The following is a 16,795-nucleotide window of genomic DNA, read 5'->3' as shown; positions in this document are numbered from 1 at the left end:
CTCGGCGTCCGATTTGTCGCCGTCAACCTCATGATCGGCCGGGTGGGGGTGACCGGTTAGCGGAGTGATGTGGGTCACTGGGCGCAGTGGGGGTGCCGTTCGGCGCAACCGTTCACCGCCGGGCGGCGGAGCCTTCCGGGGCCGGGAGCGCGCTCTCTACGGTGCGCGAAACTCCCCACGCCTTGCGAAGGTGGTGATCCACAGATGTCCACGGACACACCCGCGTCCGCACCCGCCGAGTCGGCGGCGGAACGGTACCTCGCCGTCCAGCGGTCGGACGAGTTCGCCGGGTTGCGGCGCACGCTGCGCGGCTTCGTCTTCCCGATGACCGTCGCGTTCTTCCTGTGGTACGCGCTCTACGTCATCCTCTCCGCGTACGCGCGGGGATTCATGGGCACGAAGCTGATCGGCAACATCAACGTCGCCCTGGTCTTCGGCCTGCTCCAGTTCGTCTCCACGTTCCTCATCGCCTGGTTCTACTCGCGGTTCGCCAACCGCCGGATCGATCCGGTCGCCGACCGGATCCGCGACGAGATGGGGGAGGTGACCCATGAACACGGTCCTCGCGGCTGAGGCGGGCAGCACCACCGCCCGGAACCTCACCATCACGCTGTTCCTGGTCTTCGTGGCCATCACGCTGGCGATCACCGTCTGGGCCAGCCGGCAGACCAAGACCGCCACCGACTTCTACGCCGGCGGCCGGTCCTTCTCCGGCTTCCAGAACGGCATGGCGATCGGCGGCGACTACATGTCGGCCGCGTCGTTCCTCGGCATCGCCGGCATCATCGCGCTCTACGGCTACGACGGCTTCCTCTACTCGATCGGCTTCCTGGTCGCCTGGCTGGTGGCGCTGCTGCTCGTGGCCGAACTGCTGCGCAACTCCGGCCGGTACACGATGGCTGACGTACTCGCGTTCCGGATGCGGCAGCGGCCGGTGCGGACGGCGGCGGCGGTCTCCACCATCACCGTGTCGATCTTCTACCTGCTGGCCCAGATGGTCGGCGCGGGCGCGCTCGTCGCCCTGCTGCTCGGCATCAAGCCGGACACCACGTTCCTCGGCATGGACGCCGACACCGCCAAGGTCGCCACCATCATCATGGTCGGTGCCCTGATGATCATCTACGTGACGGTCGGCGGCATGAAGGGCACCACGTACGTACAGATCGTCAAGGCGTTCCTGCTGATGGGCGGCGCGCTGGCGATGACGCTGCTGGTGCTCGCCAAGTACAAGTTCAACCTGTCCTCGCTGCTCGGCGACGCGGCCAGCGCCTCGGGCAAGGGAGCGGCGTTCCTCGAACCCGGGCTGCGCTACGGCGTGGAGACACCCGGCGACGCGCTGAAGACGTTCTACAGCAAGATGGACCTGCTCTCGCTGGGCATCGCGCTGGTCCTCGGCACGGCCGGCCTGCCGCACATCCTGATCCGCTTCTACACCGTGCCGACCGCGCGGGCGGCCCGCAAGAGCGTGCTCTGGGCGATCGGCATCATCGGCACCTTCTACCTGCTCACCCTGGCGCTCGGCTTCGGCGCGGCGGCGATCGTCGGCGGGTCGGAGATCACCGCGCAGGACAAGGCGGGCAACACCGCGGCGCCACAGCTCGCCGAGAAGCTGGGCGAGCAGTTCCTCGGCGGGGACCTGGGCGGCGCGACACTGCTGGCGATCATCGCGGCTGTCGCGTTCGCCACGATCCTCGCGGTGGTCGCCGGGCTGACCCTGGCGTCGTCGTCCAGCCTGGCGCACGACTTCTACGCCAACGTGATGAAGAACGGGCAGGCGTCGGAACGGCAGGAGGTGACTGTCGCCCGGGTCTCCGCGCTGGTGATCGGCGCGGTCTCGATCGTGCTGTCGATCTACGCGCAGAACCTGAACGTGGCGTTCCTGGTCGCGCTGGCGTTCGCGGTCGCCGCGTCGGGCAACCTGCCGGCGATCCTCTACAGCCTGTTCTGGAAGCGGTTCAACACCTCGGGCGCGGTCTGGGCGATCTACGGCGGCCTGCTCGCCGCCGTGGTGCTGGTCTTCTTCTCGCCGGTCGTCTCCGGCGTGCCGACGGCGATGTTCCCCGACCACGACTGGCACTGGTTCCCGCTGTCGAACCCGGGCATCATCTCGATCCCGTTCGGCTTCCTGTGCGGCTGGCTCGGCACGATCCTGTCGAAGGAGAGCGACGAGGAGAAGTACGCGGAGCTGGAGGTGCGCTCGCTCACCGGAGCCGGCGCGCACTGATCACCACCGTCGAGCGGGGTCCCTGCCTTACGCGGGGGCCCCGCCTCGCGTGTATAGGCTGACCGCCATGAAGGTCGCTCCCCGCTTCGGTACCGGACACCGCATCCTCGTCACCGGCGGCGCCGGTTTCGTCCCGTCACACCTGGTCGACCGGCTCGTCGAGCGCGGCTGCACCGTCGTGGTGCTGGACAACTTCGTCACCGGGTCCAAGGACAACGTGGCCCACCTGCTGGACAAGCCGACCTTCACCCTCGTCGAGGCGGACATCTCCGACGGCCTGCCGCAGCACCCGGCGATGGCCGAGCGGTTCGACGCCATCCTGCACATGGCGTCCCCGGCCAGCCCCACCGACTTCGAGAAGCTGCCGGTGGAGATCCTCCGGGTCGGCTCGGTAGCCACGCTGGCGCTGCTGGAGCGGGCCACCGACGACGGCGCGCGGTTCCTGATGGCCTCCACCTCCGAGGCGTACGGCGACCCGAAGGAGCACCCGCAGCGCGAGACGTACTGGGGCAACGTCAACCCAATCGGCATCCGGAGCGTCTACGACGAGGCGAAGCGGTTCTCCGAGGCGGCCACCATGGCCTACCACCGCAGCCGGGGCACCGACACGGCGATCGTGCGGATCTTCAACACGTACGGCCCCCGGATGCGACCGGACGACGGCCGGGCCATCCCGACGTTCATCTCCCAGGCGCTGCGCGGGGAGCCGATCACGGTGCACGGCACCGGCAACCAGACCCGGTCGATCTGCTACGTCGACGATCTGGTGCGCGGCATCCTACTGCTGCTGGACTCGACCGAGACCGGGCCGATCAACTGCGGCACCGAGCACGAGATGTCGATGCGGCAACTGGCCGAGACGATCGTGTCACTCACCGGAAGCACATCCGAGGTGAGCTACATCACTCGCGCTTCCGATGACCCGGAGATGCGCCGCCCGGACCTGACCCTCGCCCGCGAACTGCTCGGATACGAGCCGAGCGTCACGCCCGAAGACGGCCTCCGACGCACCATCGAGTACTTCCGCGAGCGTCTCGGGTACTGAACCCGCCGAGGACCCGGCTGACATCGGCGCGCGTACGAGGGCGTCGGTGGCCCGGCCGACCTACCCTCGGTTACATGTCAGCGACCTCGTCTGCCGGCGCCCCGCTCCCCCGACACCTCAACCGGGGCGCGGGCCGCGCCCCGGTTCCCGGCTCCGGCCGGGCTGCCACCGGGCGTGCCCGGCCCTCGGAAACCAGGTGGTACCCCGCGCACGACGAGGCGCCCCGCTCCGGCGGTCCCGGCGGCCCGGCGGGCCCGGCCGGTCCCGGTGGTCCGGGCGGCGGCGGTCCGGGTGGGTCCGGCCGCCGTGGTCCCCGGCCGCGCTGGGGGCGCATCGGCCTGGTGGCCGGCGTGGCGGTGCTGGTGCTGGCGCTGCTCGGCGGCCTCGGCGCCTGGTTCTACGCCCGCAACCTGGACGACGACCTGGCGCGTACCGACCCGTTCGCCGGGATCACCGGGGGACGGCCGGCCAAGCAGGTCGAGGGCGCGTTCAACATCCTGCTCGTGGGCAGCGACTCGCGGGACCCGGACGCCCCTGTCGACGGCTCGGGCAAGTGGCGCGCGGACACCGTGATCGTCATGCACATCCCGGCCGACCACAAGAGCGCCTACCTGGTCTCGGTGCCGCGCGACCTGTACGTGCCGATCCCGGAGAGCGCCGGCGCGTCCTGCGACTCCGGCTCACGCAACAAGATCAACGCGGCGTTCGCGTTCGGCGGCCTGCCGCTGGCGGTGAAGACCGTGGAGTGCTTCACCGACGTACGCATCGACCACGTCATGGCCATCGACTTCGGCGGCTTCAAGGAGGTCACCGACGCGCTGGGCGGGGTCGACCTCAAGGTGGAGCGGACCATCACCTCGATCCACAAGCCGTACCGGACGTTCACCAAGGGCGTGAACCACATGAACGGCGCCGAGGCGCTGGACTGGGTCCGGCAGCGCAAGCAGTTCCCGGACGGCGACTTCGCCCGGATGCGGCACCAGCAGGAGTTCCTGAAGGCGCTGATGGACAAGGCGGCGAGCACCGGGACGCTCACCAACCCGAAGAAGCTGAACGACTTCCTCAAGGCGGTGACCGCCGCCGTCACGGTCGACCAGGGATTCTCGTTGACCGACATGGCAGTGCAGTTCCGCAGCCTGCGGGGCGAGAACCTGACGTTCGTCACCAGCCCGCACCTGGGCGGCCAGACCATCGACGGCCAGTCGGTGGTGGTGTCCGATCGGGAGAAGGCGCTGGCGATGTACAAGGCGATCGCCGCGGACCGGATGGCCGAGTGGATGCAGGCCAACCAGAAGGGTTCGGGCGACAGCGCGGGCGGCTGACGCCGGCACGGCACGACCTGTGTCGCGTGCTGGATCCTCGCCACCACGGAGGCCAACCGCCGACCGGCTCCTTACTCCTGCCCGTTCGGCCACACCCCGAGGATGTTGGCCGGGATTGACGGGAATTGCCGCCCGACGAGGTCGCAGAAACGAGAACCAGTACGTAAAGTGGTCCCGCCCCCGATCACCGAGCTGGAGCACGCATGTCGGTCCAGACCAGCCGTCGCACCCACTCACCGGCACCCGGGTCATCCGGGCGGGTTCCTCCGGTCATCCCCACACAGCCCGGTTCCGGCGGTCGCGGTCCCGGCGGTGGCAAGAAGAAGCGCACGAAGCGCAAGGACCCGCTCTGGGCGAAGCTCACGCTCGTGCTCGGCGCCGTGCTGATGGTGACGAGCGGCGTGGCGATCGTCGGCAGCAAGGCGGTCATCGGCCAGGCCACCAACAACATCGCCCAGCGCAACCTGCTCGGCGAGGCGGGCAAGACCGAGGCCGAGGGTGGCAACAACCTCGAAGGCCCGATCGACATGCTGCTGCTCGGCGTGGACGCGCGGGCCCGCTGGGCCGCCGACGACGTCCGGGCCGACACGATCATCGTGCTGCACATCCCGGCCAGCCACGACCAGGCGTACCTGATCTCGATTCCGCGTAACACCGAGGCGCACATCCCGGCGTCCAGCAACGGCTTCAAGGGCGGCACCGACAAGATCAACGCCGCCTTCCAGATCGGCGCGCGCAACGGCGGCGGCTGGGAGGGCGGCGCCCAGATGATGGCCAAGACCATCAAGGGGATGACCGGGATCAGCTTCGACGGCGCCGCGATCATCAACTTCGGCGGCTTCAAGAACGTCATCGACGAGCTCGGCACGGTGCGGATCTGCGTGACCGAGGAGGTCTCCTCCCTGCACATGTCGTACGTCGACGGCAAGCCGATGTGGAACGCGGACGCCAAGAAGACCGGCAAGGCGCGCAAGCCGGTGACGTACAAGAAGGGTTGCCAGGAGATGGAGGGCTGGCAGGCGCTGGACTACTCCCGGCAGCGCAAGACCCTTCGCAACGGCGACTACGACCGCCAGCAGAACCAGCAGCAGCTGATCAAGGCGATGGCCAAGAAGGCCTCCGAGAGCGGCACGCTGACCAACCCGATCAAGCTGAACGGGCTCATCAAGGCGGCCGGCAAGGCGTTCGTGCTGGACACCGGCGGCGTGTCGATCGAGGACTTCATCTTCACGATGAAGGGTGTGACCGGCAACGACCTCGTCACCCTGCGGACCAACGGCGGCACCTTCAACGGCAACGGCAACAACCGCGAGGTGCTCAACCAGCTCAGCATGGACATGTTCCAGGCGGTCAAGGACGACAAGCTGGCCGAGTTCGTGGTGAACAACCCGGACGTCCTCTCCACCCGTAAATGACGCTCTGACCTGCGCGAAAGCGATACCGGTCGGCCGATCCCCCCGTAGCCTGACGTGAGCGGGTCTCATGTCGCGGCTACGGGGGGATCGTCACGTCCAGGCCAGCACGGAACCGACGCGGGCGGGGTGGACCCGCCCGCCGGGCCCGGTTCCTGCTCGGCGCCGGGCTCGCCCTGGTACTGCTGGCCACGCTCGGCGTCGCCGGTCTGCACTGGCTCACCTCGCGCTACGACCGCACCGTCGCCAAGGAGCAACTGCTCGACCCGGCCGCCCGGAAGAAGCGGACAGACCTGGACGGCGCACTCAACTACCTGCTGATCGGCTCGGACCACCGGCCCGGCGCGAGCCCGGAGGACCAGCGCTCCGACAGCATCCTGATCGTGCACGTACCGGCCGGGATGCGGCAGGCGTACCTGATCTCCGTGCCGCGCGACCTGCTGGTGGCGCTCCCCGCCGCGCCCGGATTCCCCGGCGGCCAGGACAAGGTGAACGCCGCGTACGAGCACGGCGGCGGCGGTGAGGGCGGCGCGCGGCTGCTCAGCACCACCCTGAGCCGGCTCACCGGGATCCGCTTCGACGGCGCGGCGCTCGTCGACTTCTCCGGCTTCAAGCAGGTGATCGACCAGCTCGGCGGCATCCGGATGTGTGTGGACACGCCGGTGCGCTCGATCCACACCCAGCACCAGTTCGACGCCGGCTGCCAGCAGATGGACGGCGCGCGGACGCTGGACTACGTACGGCAGCGCTACGACCTGCCCGGCGGCGACTACGACAGGCAGCGGCACCAGCAGCAGATGCTGCGGGCGATGGTCGACCGGGCCGGCCAGACGCGGCTGCGCGACGACCCGGTCAAGCTGGACCGGGTGCTGCGCGCGGCGGGCGGGGCGCTGACCGTGGACACCAACGGCGTACCCCTCGGCGAGCTGCTGTTCGCGCTGCGCGGCCTGCCCGCGGACGCCCTGCGCGGGGTCCAGGTGCCCTCCTACCCGCAGACCATCGACGGCGTCTCGTACGTGGTGCTCGACGACGGTGGCGCCGGGCTGTTCGCCGCGCTGCGCGACACGCGGGTGCCGCAGTGGGCCGGCGCGAATCCGCGCTGGGTCAACCGGCTGTGAGCGGCTCGGGCGACTAGGCTTGGTTACCGTGTTCGGAGCCTCACTACCCAGCGTCCCCGCGTCGGCCGTGCCCGACGACGTCTACCTGCTCGACGTCCGGGAGGACGACGAATGGGCCGCCGGCCACGCGCCGGCCGCCCATCACCTGCCGATGACCGAGCTGCCCGCCCGGATCGCCGAGATCCCGCAGGACCGCGACGTGGCGGTGATCTGCCGCTCGGGCGGACGGTCCGCCCAGGTGGTCGGTTACCTCATGCGCAACGGCTGGGACCAGGTGCGCAACGTCGACGGAGGGATGGGCGACTGGGCCGCCGCCGGCCGTCCGGTGGTAACCGACGACGGGCAGCCGGGCCGGGTCGCCTGAAGTCGGTGACGCGTCCGTGACCGCCCCCCTGGTCTTCGCCCATCGCGGCGCCTCGTACGACCTGCCGGAGCACACGCTCGCCGCCTACCTGCGCGCCCTCGACGAGGGCGCGGACGGGCTGGAGTGCGACGTCCGGCTGACCCGCGACGGGCACCTGGTCTGCGTCCACGACCGCCGACTGGACCGCACCAGCAACGGCCGTGGGCTGGTCAGCGCGCGTACGCTCGCCGAGCTGGAGGCGCTCGACTTCGGCTCCTGGCACCGCGCCGCGACGCTCGCCGAGGACGACGTGCGGCTGGACGAGTCGCACACCCGGCTGCTCACGCTGGAACGGCTGCTCGACGCGGTGCTGGCCGCCGGGCGGCCGGTCCGGCTGCTGGTCGAGACCAAGCACCCGTCGCGCTACCGGGGCGACGTGGAGCGGCGCCTGGTCGAGATGCTGCGCCGGTACGGGCTGGCCGAGCCCCGCCCGGACGATCCGGTCCAGGTGACCGTGATGTCGTTCTCGCCGCTCGCCGTACGCCGGGTCCGGGAACTCGCGCCGGCGCTGCCCACGGTGCTGCTGCTGGAGGTCCTGCCCCGCCTGCTGCCGCTGGGCCGGCTGCCGTTCGGCGCCCGGATCGCCGGTCCCGGCGTGGATCTCGTCCGGGCCCGCCCGCGCCTGGTCCCCGCGCTGCGCGCCGCCGGCAATTCGGTCTACGTCTGGACCGTCAACGAGCCGGAGGACCTGGAACTCGTGCTGGAAGCGGGCGTGGACGGGGTGATCACGGACCGGCCGGCCCGCGCGCTGGCCCGGTTGGGCCGGTGAGTCCCGTCGATCGGTACGGGGGACGGTCGACCGGCCGGGGGTGTCCCGGACGCGGACGGCGCGGCACACTCGGGACATGCCGGAGCGAACCGACTACCCCGCCTTCATCGCCGGCCACACCGCAGTGATCAATATGATCAACTCCGGCGAGTCCGGTCTCGCCGTGCTCACCCGACTCCTCGGCGAGGTCCAGCCGGCGGTCGGCGCGGCCGGCCTGGTCTTCGTGGAGTTCACCCCGGCCGGCGGACGGGTCGTCGCCGCGACCGGCAGCGCCGAGTTCGTCCTCGGCCGCCCGCTGCCCGCCACCGACCCGGCCACCGTCTGCCTGCTCGCCGGCCCGCCGGTACGGGAGGTCCGGGTCGACGCGATCCCCGGTGCGCTCGCCGACGAGGTCGCCGGCCGGGGCCTCTGCCGGATGATCGTGGCGCGCGCCGAGATCGGCGGGCTCACCGTCGGCAGCCTGCACGCGCTCTACCCGCTGGGCGAACCGCTGCAACCCTCGCAACGCGCCGTCATCGGCTACATCGCCGCCTGCGTCGCCCACATGTACGGCGACCAGACCGGCCTGCCCGTACACGGGGACGGCCCGGTCGTGGCGGCGCTCGCCGACGGCCTCGCGGTGGTGGACCGGGACGGCCGGGTCCGGCTCTGGAACCCGGCCGCGGTCGAGGTGACCGGCCGGCCGGCGGACGAGGCGCTGAGCCGCCCGCTGCCGTTCCCGCTGCCGCCGCCCGGCCAGGTGCTCGACCACCGGCTGCCGGACGGCCGCTGGCTGCGGATCACCTCCGGCGAGCTGCCCGGCCCGAACGCGCTGCGCGTGGTCACCTTCCGCGACACCACCGACCAGCAGCGGCGCGACCACGACCGGGACCTGTTCGTCGCGGTGACCAGCCACGAGCTGCGTACCCCGGTCACCGTCATCAAGGGGTACGCGGACACGCTCACGGACCACTGGGACTCGCTGAGCGACGGCGACCGCAGGCAGGCCGCCCGGATCATCGGCCAGCGCGCGAACGAGCTGGCCCGCCTGGTCGACCGGCTGCTGACCGCCGCCACCGAGAACCGTCCCGGCGGTGAGCCGGCCGCGCCGTTCGACCTGGTCGACGCGCTGCGCGCGGCGGTGACCGACCTGCCGGCCGACGTCCGGCACCGGGTCGTGCTCGACCTGCCCGCCGACCTGCCGAAGGCGCTCGGCGACCGGCACAGCCTCGCCACTGTGCTCACCGAACTGGGCACCAACGCCGGGAAGTACTCGCTGCCGGACACGCCGATCGAGATCACCGCCGAGGCGAACGAGCGGACCGTCTCGTTCCGGGTGGCCGACCGGGGCATCGGCATCCGCCCGGAACACGTGGAGCGGGCCTTCGAACGGTTCTGGCAGGGGGAGTCCGGCGACCGCCGCCGCTATCCCGGCGCCGGGCTCGGCCTCTATCTCGTCCGCCAGATCGTTGAACAGCAGAATGGATGGGTATCCCTCCGGCCCAGAGCCGGTGGCGGTACGGTCGCAGAGGTGCGGCTGCCCCGGGGCTGACCCGGGGCGCTCACGGGCGGGGAAGGAACGACGTGTCGACTGGTCCGGCCGAACGGTCGTGGTGCGTGGTGGTGCCCCACGACGCCACCGGCGCGCGCCTGGCCCGGCACCGCCTCGCCGACGAGCTGACCGGCGTCGTACCCCCGGTCCTGATGGCCGACCTGGTCGCGGTCCTCGCCGAACTGGTCGGCAACGCGGTCCGGCACGCCGACGCCCTGCCCGGCGGCGTGGTGCGGGTCGCCTGGCGGCTGCGCCCGACCGAGCAGGGGCCGAGCATCGAGCTGCGGGTCACCGACGGCGGCGCCGGCGCCGGCCCGTGCATGCGTACCGCCTCGCCGGACGCGGCCGACGGGCGTGGGCTGCACATCGTCGCCGGGCTCGCCAGCGGCTGGGGGGTGGAGCGCGACGGTCTGGGCCAGAGCGTGTGGGCCCGGTTCGACCCGGTCCCGGCGCATCGGACGGACCTGGTCGCCGCGGGCTGACCGGCGCGACAGCCGGGTCCGGCCCCCACCGCCGGGGCCCGGCATCTAGGCTGTCTCGCCATGGGCGAGCGGAGCGGAGCGGGCGCATGAGCAAGCGTCGGAAGAACCAGCGGGCCGTCGAGGCCACCCCGAAGCGGGAGAAGGTGCGCGACGTCTTCGTGCCCCGGCCGTTCGAGGGCCTGGCCGACGAGCCGGAGTGGATCGCCCTGCGCGAGCTGGTCCCGGCCGCGTCCGCGCCGCTGCGGCTGACCCCGGAACTGATCGAGGAGTACGGCGACCGGCCGGTCACGCTGGCCACCGTGCTGCCGATGGCCGCCCCGGCGATGACCAAGCCGGACGGGCGGGTCTTCATCGGCCTGCAGCGGCACCAGCAGTCCGGCGACGTCTCCCGCGACCTGGCCGACGCGCTGATCTCCGCGCTGCGTACCGAGCCGGGCGGCCAGGTGAGCGTGCCGCCGCTGCCCGGGCCGGGCCCCCGCCTCCAGGACATCCTGGTGGACGGCCCGCTGGAGATCACCATGCACGACGGGTTCGACTTCTGGCTCGACCCGGGCGCTGCCGACGACCCGAACGTGCAGGCGTCCCTGGAGCGGGCCAACTCGGCGATCTACCCGACCGTCAAGCTGGCCGCCGCGCGGGCCGCGTACTGGTGCCAGGTGCCGGAGAAGGCCCACGTGCGCCTGGTCCTGCCGGACGACGAGGACACCGCGCTGGACGCGCTGTCCCGGCTCGCCGCGGCGGGCGCGCTGACGCTCGGCGACGACACGAAGTTCGCTGGCATGTTCCGGGCGCACGGGCGGCTGGCGCCGGTCTGGGACCTGCCGGAGGACACCCCGGCCGCCGAGTGGGAGGCGCCGGTGGCGGAGTTCGCCAAGCGCTACGCCGAGGCGGTCGCGGAGCGGGAGCCGCTCGACGCGGCCGGCCGCCGGGCCCGCCAGGGCCTGCTCGGCCGCCAGCTGACGCTGCGCTGACGTCTCCGGGTCAGGCGGCCCCGCCCTTCTCCCGCACCAGCGGGCAGGACATGCAGCGCGGGCCGCCCCGCCCGGAGCCCAGTTCCGACCCGGCGATGGCGATGACCTCGATGCCGGCGCGTTCCAGTTGCGCGTTGGTCTCCACGTTGCGCTCGTAGCCGACGCAGAGCCGGGGCGCGAGCGCGAGCGTGTTGTTGCCGTCGTCCCACTGCTCGCGTTCGGCGGTGACCGGGTCGAGGCCGGTGTCGATCACGCGAAGCTGGTCGAGGTCCATCGCATCGGCGGCGGCCCGCAGGAACGGCGCCGGCCCGTCGACCCGCAGGTCGTCGCCGTCCGCGCCGGCGATGACCGTGTACGCGGACAGCTCGTGGGCGACGTTCGGGTACATCAGCACGGCGTCCACGTCGACCATCGTGCAGATCGTGTCCAGGTGCATGGTGGCGCGTTCCTGCGCGATCGGCACCACCAGGATGGTGTGTGCCAGTCCGGCCGCGAACACCTGCCGGGCCAGCCGTTCCGCACCGGCCGGGGTGGTGCGCTCACCGACACCGACGGCGAGCACTCCCGGCGCGAGCAGCAGCACGTCGCCGCCCTCCAGATGCTCCAGCCGGGGGTGGTAGACGAACTCGGTGCCGGCGAAGCGCGGGTGGTAGCGGTAGATGGCGTCGGTGAGCGTGGTCTCCCGCCGCCGGGCCGGCATGGCCAGGCTGGTCACACCGACCCGGTCGCCGATCCAGACCGACGAGTCGCGGGTGAACAGCAGGTTCGGCAGCGGGTCGATGACGAAGTCGTGCCGGTTCATGAGCGTCCAGACCAGACCGCCGGGGCGGTCGGCGCCGATCCGCAGTTCCTCGTGGGCGAGCCCGGCGGTGAGCACGTCGGCCAGCCCGGCCGGGTCGAGGTACGTCAGATGGTCGGCGACCCGGCGCCGCAGGGTGTGGCCGAGCCGGCGGGACCGCAGCACCTGCTCGGTCAGCTCGGCCCGGGCGTCTGCCACGGCGAGCGTCTCGACCAGCAGGTCGACCAGATAGAGCACCTCGACCCCACGGGACCGCAGCGCCGCCGCGAACGCGTCGTGCTCCTCCTGCGCGCGTCCCACCCATGGGATAGCGTCGAACAGGAGACTGTCGTTGTTGCGTGGGGTGAGGCGGGCCAGTTCCGGTCCCGGGCGGTGCAGCAGCACCGTCCCGAGTCGGGCGACTTCGCTGTCCACATAGTGGGTCACTCCCGCAGCCTAGGGCAGGCTTGCGCAGCATCCGGAAAAGAAGTGTGAATGAATATGGCATTCATCCGCACTCACTCCGGCGGTCCAACTTGCCGAGCCCCCGGGGGCGCAACGTAGGGTAGTGGAGACATAACTTCGAGAGACCTTTTGCCGGAGGTCGCGATGACTGTCTTTCCCGCTCGTCGAGCCGTACCGAGCAGGGCACTGCCGCCCCGCACGGTGCCGCACTCCCGGGTCGAGCCCACCTCGGTGCTCGAGCCGGCCCGACCGACTCCATTGGAGTGGGCCCGGCGTCGCCGGGCGGAGCGGGGGGCCCGCCGGTTGGAAGCGGCAGGGGCCCGCGCCCTGGGCCAACTCGACCACCTCGGTCCCGCCTGGCACGTCATCGAGTGGCCCCGGACGGATCCGGCCGACATGCTGCTCGACCGCGACGGCGACGACCGGGCCGGGTTCCTGGCCATCGGCCCGAGCGGCCTGTTCGCGGTCACCATCGCCGACCACGGCCGGGCCCGGGTGCTGGTGGCCGGAGACGTGGTCCAGATCAACGGCAAGCGCCCGCCGTACGTGGCGGAGGCACGCCGGGACGCCAAGCGCGCCAGCAAGGCCCTCTCCGACGCGGTCGGCCTGCCGATCCCGGTCACCCCGGTGCTGACGTTCGTCGGCTCCGGGGTGATCAGCGTCTACGGCCTGCCGAAGGACTGCCTCATGGCCACCCACCGCGAGCTGGACCGCCTGCTCGTGGCCGGCGGGAACCGGATCAGTCCGGCCACCGCCGAGAAGCTCTCCCGCGTCGCCCAGGCGCCGGCGACCTGGTTCAACGGCACGTACCGTCCATCCGCCGACTACCGGTGGTATGACGAGGGCCGAACGGCCGCTGACAAGCGGGCCGCCCGCCGGTAACGTCTCCGGCGACGCCACGCGGCCCCCGGCACCGCCCCCGACTGGTTCCGTCGGTCCGCGCCGTCGCCGGCCGCCCGGCAGCCGATGCTTCCGCCGCACCGACCGGCTAGCGTGGACAGACCGTCGGTGTACATAGGAGGCGCGGTGGCCCACGTCGAACTCTCACTCTCGGAAGTGTTCGCGCCCGCGGCATCCACCGAGCAGGAGTCCGACAACTTCGGGCAGTGGTCCGGCATGGTCTCCCGGGCCGCCGAGCCGTGCCTGCTGATCGACGCCGGCACCACTGTGGTGGCGATCTCCTCGTCCGGCTGCGACCTGCTCTGCCTGGGCGCCCCGGAGGACGTCATCGGCCTGCCGCTGCTGGAGGGTGGCCTGCGCCTGGTCGACTTCACGGCCAGCCCGAGCGAGCTGACCGAGCAGGAGACCGACAAGATCCCGCCGTTGCTGGCGCTGCACTCCGGGCGGCTCGCCCGCGGCCTGCTGCGCGTGCAGGGGCCCGGCTCCGACGCCGGCCGGACGGTCGACGCCATCTCCACGCCGGTGCTCACCGACGGCGCGGTGGCCGGCTCGCTCACCTTCCTCTCCGCAGTCTGACCGGCGACGAGAGCCACGCCCTTCACCCGGGCCGGTCATCATCCTACGATGGCCTCGGCCCCACCACACGACGACACCCCTCGATGCCCGAGGACGCCCCCGTGCCCCGCACCCCACAGCCCCGACGCCGCCACCGCCCGCTGGCGCTGCTGACGCTGCTCGCCCTCGCCGCCTGCGGCACACCACCCGAACTGCGCGCACCACCACCCGCCGCGGCCACGCCCGTACCGGCCCCGACGGCGTCCGCCACGCCGACCCCGAGCGCCACCCCCACCCCACCGGCGCCCGTCCTCCCGCCCACGCTCTCCCCGTCCGTGCCGTCGTCGGCGGTGCCCTGCCGGGGGCGGCCCTCCGGCGACCGGATCGTCGCGCTGCTGCGCGGCTCCGCAGGCGTGCTGCCCCGCGACGTCCGGGTCACGGTGGCGACCGGTCCGCTCTGCGCCGACGGTTGGCAGTACACCGTGCTGACCGTCCCCGGGCACGAGGAGTTGCAGGTGGTCACGCGCGGCGAGACCGGCACGCCGAGGCTGGTCACCGCCGGCACCGACGTGTGCGGCATCGAGGTGCGGACCGTGGCACCGGCCGGCATCCGTACCCTGGCCTGCGACGGCACGCCGGGTGCGTAGGCTGGTCGGCATGCCGGGAACACCGCCGACCCGCTTCGTCTACCTGGGCCCCGAGGGCACCTTCGCCGAGCAGGCGCTGCGCACGGTGCCCGCCGCCGAGCGCGGGGACCGCACACCCGCCCGCAGCGTCGGCGAGGCGCTCGACGCGGTACGCGCCGGAGAGGCGGACGCGGCACTGGTGCCGCTGGAGAACTCCATCGGCGGCGCGGTCGGGGTGACGCTCGACGAACTGGTCGAGGGCGACCCGCTGGTGATCACCCGCGAGGTGGTCCTGCCGGTGGAGTTCGTGCTGGCCGCCCGCGCCGGCACCACGCTGTCCGACGTCCGCGCCGTCGCGGCCCACCCACAGGCGTCCACCCAGTGCCGGGGCTGGCTGCGGGAGCACCTGCCCGACGCCACAGTGGTCGACGTGCTCTCCAACGGCGCCGCCGCGGCCGGGGCGGCCGGTGGCGAGTACGACGCCGCCATCTGCGCCCCGATCGGCGCGAGCCGGCACCGGTTGGCGGTGCTCGCCGACAAGATCGCCGACCACTCGGACGCGGTGACCCGGTTCGCGCTCGTGGCCCGCCCCGGGCCGCCCCCGCCGCCCACCGGCGACGACCTCACCTCGCTCGCGGTGTTCCTCGCCCACGACCGGGTGGGCGCGCTGCTCGCGGTGCTGATGGAGCTGGCGGTACGCGGCGTGAACATGACCCGGATCGAGTCCCGCCCGACCGGCGAGGCGCTCGGCCGCTACGTGTTCTTCCTGGACTGTGCCGGGCACGTCGCCGACGTACGCCTCGGCGAGGCGTTGCAGGGGCTGCGCCGGGTCTGCGCGGACGTTCGGTTCCTGGGGTCGTACCCCCGGCACCGCTGGAGCACGGCGGCGGGTGACCAGCAGACGCCGGTGCCGCCGGGGCTCACCGACGCCGACTACGCCGACGCGGCGGCCTGGGTGGCCCGGCTGCGGGCCGGTGAGCTGAGCTGACCGGCCCGGGGCGACCTCGGCGGACGCCCCGGGCACCGGGCGGTCACTGCAACAGGCCGCCGAGCACGCCGCCCTGCTGCTGGGAGCCGCTGCCGGCCACCGGAGGCTCCTCCGAGGGCTGGACCACGACGAAGCCCTGACCGGCGAAGCTCATCGTGAACGCCTCACCGGTGCTGCGGCCGAGCAGCGTGCCGAGGCCGAGCTGCTCGGCGCGGTGGTAGCCGGTCTGGAGGTTCGCCGACCAGCAGACGGCCGCCTGCGGGTCCACGTACGTCGGGGCGTCCACGTTGAGCACCACCGGAGTGCCCTTTGTGGTGATGGCGATCCGGCCGTGGCCGGTGAAGACGCAGTTGAACAGGCCGGACGAGGACGCGAAACCGGCACCGCCGACCATCTTGATGTCGTACTGGAGCGTCGAGTCGAACGCCAGCACGCTGGAGCCGTTGATGGACAGCGCGTCGCCGGGCTCCAGGTCGATGACGTGCACGTCCTTGGCGAAGTCGGCGAGGAAGACGTCACCGCGCCCGGAGACCTTCATCAGCGGCACGCCCTCACCGGTGAGCCGCTGCTTGATGAACTTGCCGATGCCGCCGGAGCCGAGCGCCTGGAACTGCACCTGCCCCTGGTAGGCGACCATCGAGCCGACCCGGGCCATCGCCTCGCCGTTCAACTCGATCTTCAGCATCTTGGAGTTCTGCAACCGCATGCCCGGCTGCTGGGACTCCTTCTCAAGGTTCTCCGCGGAGAACAGCGCGCTGCGCATGGGTTTTCCTCCTGCATCAGGATCTGCCTGATCCGCAGGTTAGGGGACCGGCGCAACCGCCGGGATCAGCCGGGCGGGGACGTGCCGGAGGCCGGTCAGCCCCAGCCCAGGGCGTGCAGGCGCTCGTCGTCGATGCCGAAGTGGTGGGCGATCTCGTGCACCACTGTGATCGCGACCTCGTCGACGACGTCGTCGTCGGTGTCGCAGATCGCCAGGATCGGGTTGCGGTAGATCAGGATGCGGTCGGGCAGCACGCCGGAGTAGTCCCAGCCGCGAGAGGTGAGCGCGTGCCCCTCGTACAGGCCGAGCAGGTCCTCACCCGGCGGCGGGTCGTCCTCCACCAGGATGACCACGTTGCTCATCAACCCGAGCAGTTCCTCGGGTACCTCGTCGAGCGCCTCGCCGACCAGTTCCTCGAACCGGTCCCGGCTCATCTCCACGGC

Annotated in this window: 18 protein-coding genes; 15 read left to right on the top strand and 3 right to left on the bottom strand. The window is 72.0% G+C overall.

Going from position 1 to position 16,795, the window contains the following annotated elements; translation table 11 throughout:
* Positions 1-204 precede the first annotated feature (204 nt).
* The 11 genes from AB0C17_RS19570 (at position 205) to AB0C17_RS19520 (ending at position 11,277) form a co-directional block, all read left to right on the top strand.
* Entirely contained in the window at positions 205-573 is a 369-nt protein-coding gene (locus AB0C17_RS19570) for a DUF485 domain-containing protein (RefSeq protein WP_357382004.1), read from the top strand.
* Positions 551-2,224 carry a cation acetate symporter gene (locus tag AB0C17_RS19565; protein ID WP_357382006.1) on the top strand — a complete coding sequence of 558 codons (1,674 nt, stop codon included), beginning with the start codon at positions 551-553 and terminating at the stop codon, positions 2,222-2,224. The genes AB0C17_RS19570 and AB0C17_RS19565 overlap by 23 nt, the downstream gene beginning before the upstream one ends.
* Positions 2,225-2,291: 67 nt before the next feature.
* The gene (locus AB0C17_RS19560) at positions 2,292-3,269 is read left to right on the top strand and encodes an NAD-dependent epimerase/dehydratase family protein (RefSeq protein WP_357479711.1); all 978 of its coding nucleotides are present in this window, start codon (positions 2,292-2,294) and stop codon (positions 3,267-3,269) included.
* A 74-nt stretch (positions 3,270-3,343) separates the two neighbouring features.
* Entirely contained in the window at positions 3,344-4,591 is a 1,248-nt protein-coding gene (locus AB0C17_RS19555) for an LCP family protein (RefSeq protein WP_357382010.1), read from the top strand.
* Between the two features lie 203 nt (positions 4,592-4,794).
* Positions 4,795-6,006, top strand: a complete 1,212-nt coding sequence (locus AB0C17_RS19550; protein ID WP_357479708.1) for an LCP family protein — start codon at positions 4,795-4,797, stop codon at positions 6,004-6,006.
* A gap of 179 nt (positions 6,007-6,185) precedes the next feature.
* Positions 6,186-7,121, top strand: a complete 936-nt coding sequence (locus AB0C17_RS19545; RefSeq protein WP_357479809.1) for an LCP family protein — start codon at positions 6,186-6,188, stop codon at positions 7,119-7,121.
* 28 nt (positions 7,122-7,149) lie between these two features.
* On the top strand, positions 7,150-7,485 hold the full coding sequence (locus AB0C17_RS19540) for a rhodanese-like domain-containing protein (protein WP_013289303.1): 336 nt from the start codon (positions 7,150-7,152) through the stop codon (positions 7,483-7,485).
* 16 nt (positions 7,486-7,501) lie between these two features.
* Positions 7,502-8,293, top strand: coding sequence for a glycerophosphodiester phosphodiesterase family protein (locus tag AB0C17_RS19535; RefSeq protein WP_357479705.1), 792 nt, complete (start codon positions 7,502-7,504; stop codon positions 8,291-8,293).
* Positions 8,294-8,369: 76 nt separating this feature from the next.
* Entirely contained in the window at positions 8,370-9,824 is a 1,455-nt protein-coding gene (locus tag AB0C17_RS19530; RefSeq protein WP_357479702.1) for an ATP-binding protein, read from the top strand.
* A 65-nt stretch (positions 9,825-9,889) separates the two neighbouring features.
* On the top strand, positions 9,890-10,306 hold the full coding sequence (locus tag AB0C17_RS19525; protein ID WP_357382299.1) for an ATP-binding protein: 417 nt from the start codon (positions 9,890-9,892) through the stop codon (positions 10,304-10,306).
* 86 nt (positions 10,307-10,392) lie between these two features.
* Complete coding sequence (locus AB0C17_RS19520; protein ID WP_357479698.1) at positions 10,393-11,277, top strand: DUF5926 family protein; 885 nt, start codon at positions 10,393-10,395, stop codon at positions 11,275-11,277.
* A 10-nt stretch (positions 11,278-11,287) separates the two neighbouring features.
* On the opposite strand, the gene AB0C17_RS19515 is transcribed toward AB0C17_RS19520, so the two are convergent.
* Entirely contained in the window at positions 11,288-12,502 is a 1,215-nt protein-coding gene (locus AB0C17_RS19515) for an arginine deiminase (RefSeq protein ID WP_357479695.1), read from the bottom strand.
* 162 nt (positions 12,503-12,664) lie between these two features.
* Between AB0C17_RS19515 and AB0C17_RS19510 the strand changes: the two genes are divergently transcribed.
* The 4 genes from AB0C17_RS19510 (at position 12,665) to pheA (ending at position 15,589) form a co-directional block, all read left to right on the top strand.
* On the top strand, positions 12,665-13,402 hold the full coding sequence (locus AB0C17_RS19510; protein ID WP_357382025.1) for a hypothetical protein: 738 nt from the start codon (positions 12,665-12,667) through the stop codon (positions 13,400-13,402).
* Positions 13,403-13,546: 144 nt separating this feature from the next.
* Entirely contained in the window at positions 13,547-13,996 is a 450-nt protein-coding gene (locus AB0C17_RS19505) for a hypothetical protein (protein ID WP_013289310.1), read from the top strand.
* Between the two features lie 83 nt (positions 13,997-14,079).
* Complete coding sequence (locus AB0C17_RS19500) at positions 14,080-14,622, top strand: hypothetical protein (protein ID WP_357382028.1); 543 nt, start codon at positions 14,080-14,082, stop codon at positions 14,620-14,622.
* A gap of 10 nt (positions 14,623-14,632) precedes the next feature.
* Complete coding sequence (gene pheA, locus AB0C17_RS19495) at positions 14,633-15,589, top strand: prephenate dehydratase (RefSeq protein ID WP_357479692.1); 957 nt, start codon at positions 14,633-14,635, stop codon at positions 15,587-15,589.
* A gap of 43 nt (positions 15,590-15,632) precedes the next feature.
* Here pheA and AB0C17_RS19490 read toward each other — a convergent pair whose 3' ends face one another.
* Both AB0C17_RS19490 and AB0C17_RS19485 read right to left on the bottom strand, forming a co-directional pair.
* On the bottom strand, positions 15,633-16,352 hold the full coding sequence (locus AB0C17_RS19490; RefSeq protein WP_064448083.1) for an AIM24 family protein: 720 nt from the start codon (positions 16,350-16,352) through the stop codon (positions 15,633-15,635).
* Between the two features lie 95 nt (positions 16,353-16,447).
* Positions 16,448-16,792, bottom strand: a complete 345-nt coding sequence (locus AB0C17_RS19485) for a metallopeptidase family protein (RefSeq protein ID WP_262013027.1) — start codon at positions 16,790-16,792, stop codon at positions 16,448-16,450.
* Positions 16,793-16,795 lie beyond the last annotated feature (3 nt).

It is taken from the genome of Micromonospora sp. NPDC048887, assembly GCF_040649715.1.
GTDB lineage: Bacteria > Actinomycetota > Actinomycetes > Mycobacteriales > Micromonosporaceae > Micromonospora.
Note: the sequence above shows the minus strand (reverse complement) of the source record. Positions and strands in the feature narration are given on the sequence as shown.

What these genes read in the sequence shown, in the direction of transcription:
- AB0C17_RS19570 (WP_357382004.1), top strand. Translation starts at nt 205, where the DNA reads ATGTCCACGGACACACCCGCGTCCGCACCCGCCGAGTCGGCGGCGGAA.
- AB0C17_RS19565 (WP_357382006.1), top strand. Translation starts at nt 551, where the DNA reads ATGAACACGGTCCTCGCGGCTGAGGCGGGCAGCACCACCGCCCGGAAC.
- AB0C17_RS19560 (WP_357479711.1), top strand. Translation starts at nt 2,292, where the DNA reads ATGAAGGTCGCTCCCCGCTTCGGTACCGGACACCGCATCCTCGTCACC.
- AB0C17_RS19555 (WP_357382010.1), top strand. Translation starts at nt 3,344, where the DNA reads ATGTCAGCGACCTCGTCTGCCGGCGCCCCGCTCCCCCGACACCTCAAC.
- AB0C17_RS19550 (WP_357479708.1), top strand. Translation starts at nt 4,795, where the DNA reads ATGTCGGTCCAGACCAGCCGTCGCACCCACTCACCGGCACCCGGGTCA.
- AB0C17_RS19530 (WP_357479702.1), top strand. Translation starts at nt 8,370, where the DNA reads ATGCCGGAGCGAACCGACTACCCCGCCTTCATCGCCGGCCACACCGCA.
- AB0C17_RS19520 (WP_357479698.1), top strand. Translation starts at nt 10,393, where the DNA reads ATGAGCAAGCGTCGGAAGAACCAGCGGGCCGTCGAGGCCACCCCGAAG.
- AB0C17_RS19510 (WP_357382025.1), top strand. Translation starts at nt 12,665, where the DNA reads ATGACTGTCTTTCCCGCTCGTCGAGCCGTACCGAGCAGGGCACTGCCG.
- AB0C17_RS19500 (WP_357382028.1), top strand. Translation starts at nt 14,080, where the DNA reads ATGCCCGAGGACGCCCCCGTGCCCCGCACCCCACAGCCCCGACGCCGC.
- pheA (WP_357479692.1), top strand. Translation starts at nt 14,633, where the DNA reads ATGCCGGGAACACCGCCGACCCGCTTCGTCTACCTGGGCCCCGAGGGC.
- AB0C17_RS19490 (WP_064448083.1), bottom strand. Translation starts at nt 16,352, where the DNA reads ATGCGCAGCGCGCTGTTCTCCGCGGAGAACCTTGAGAAGGAGTCCCAG.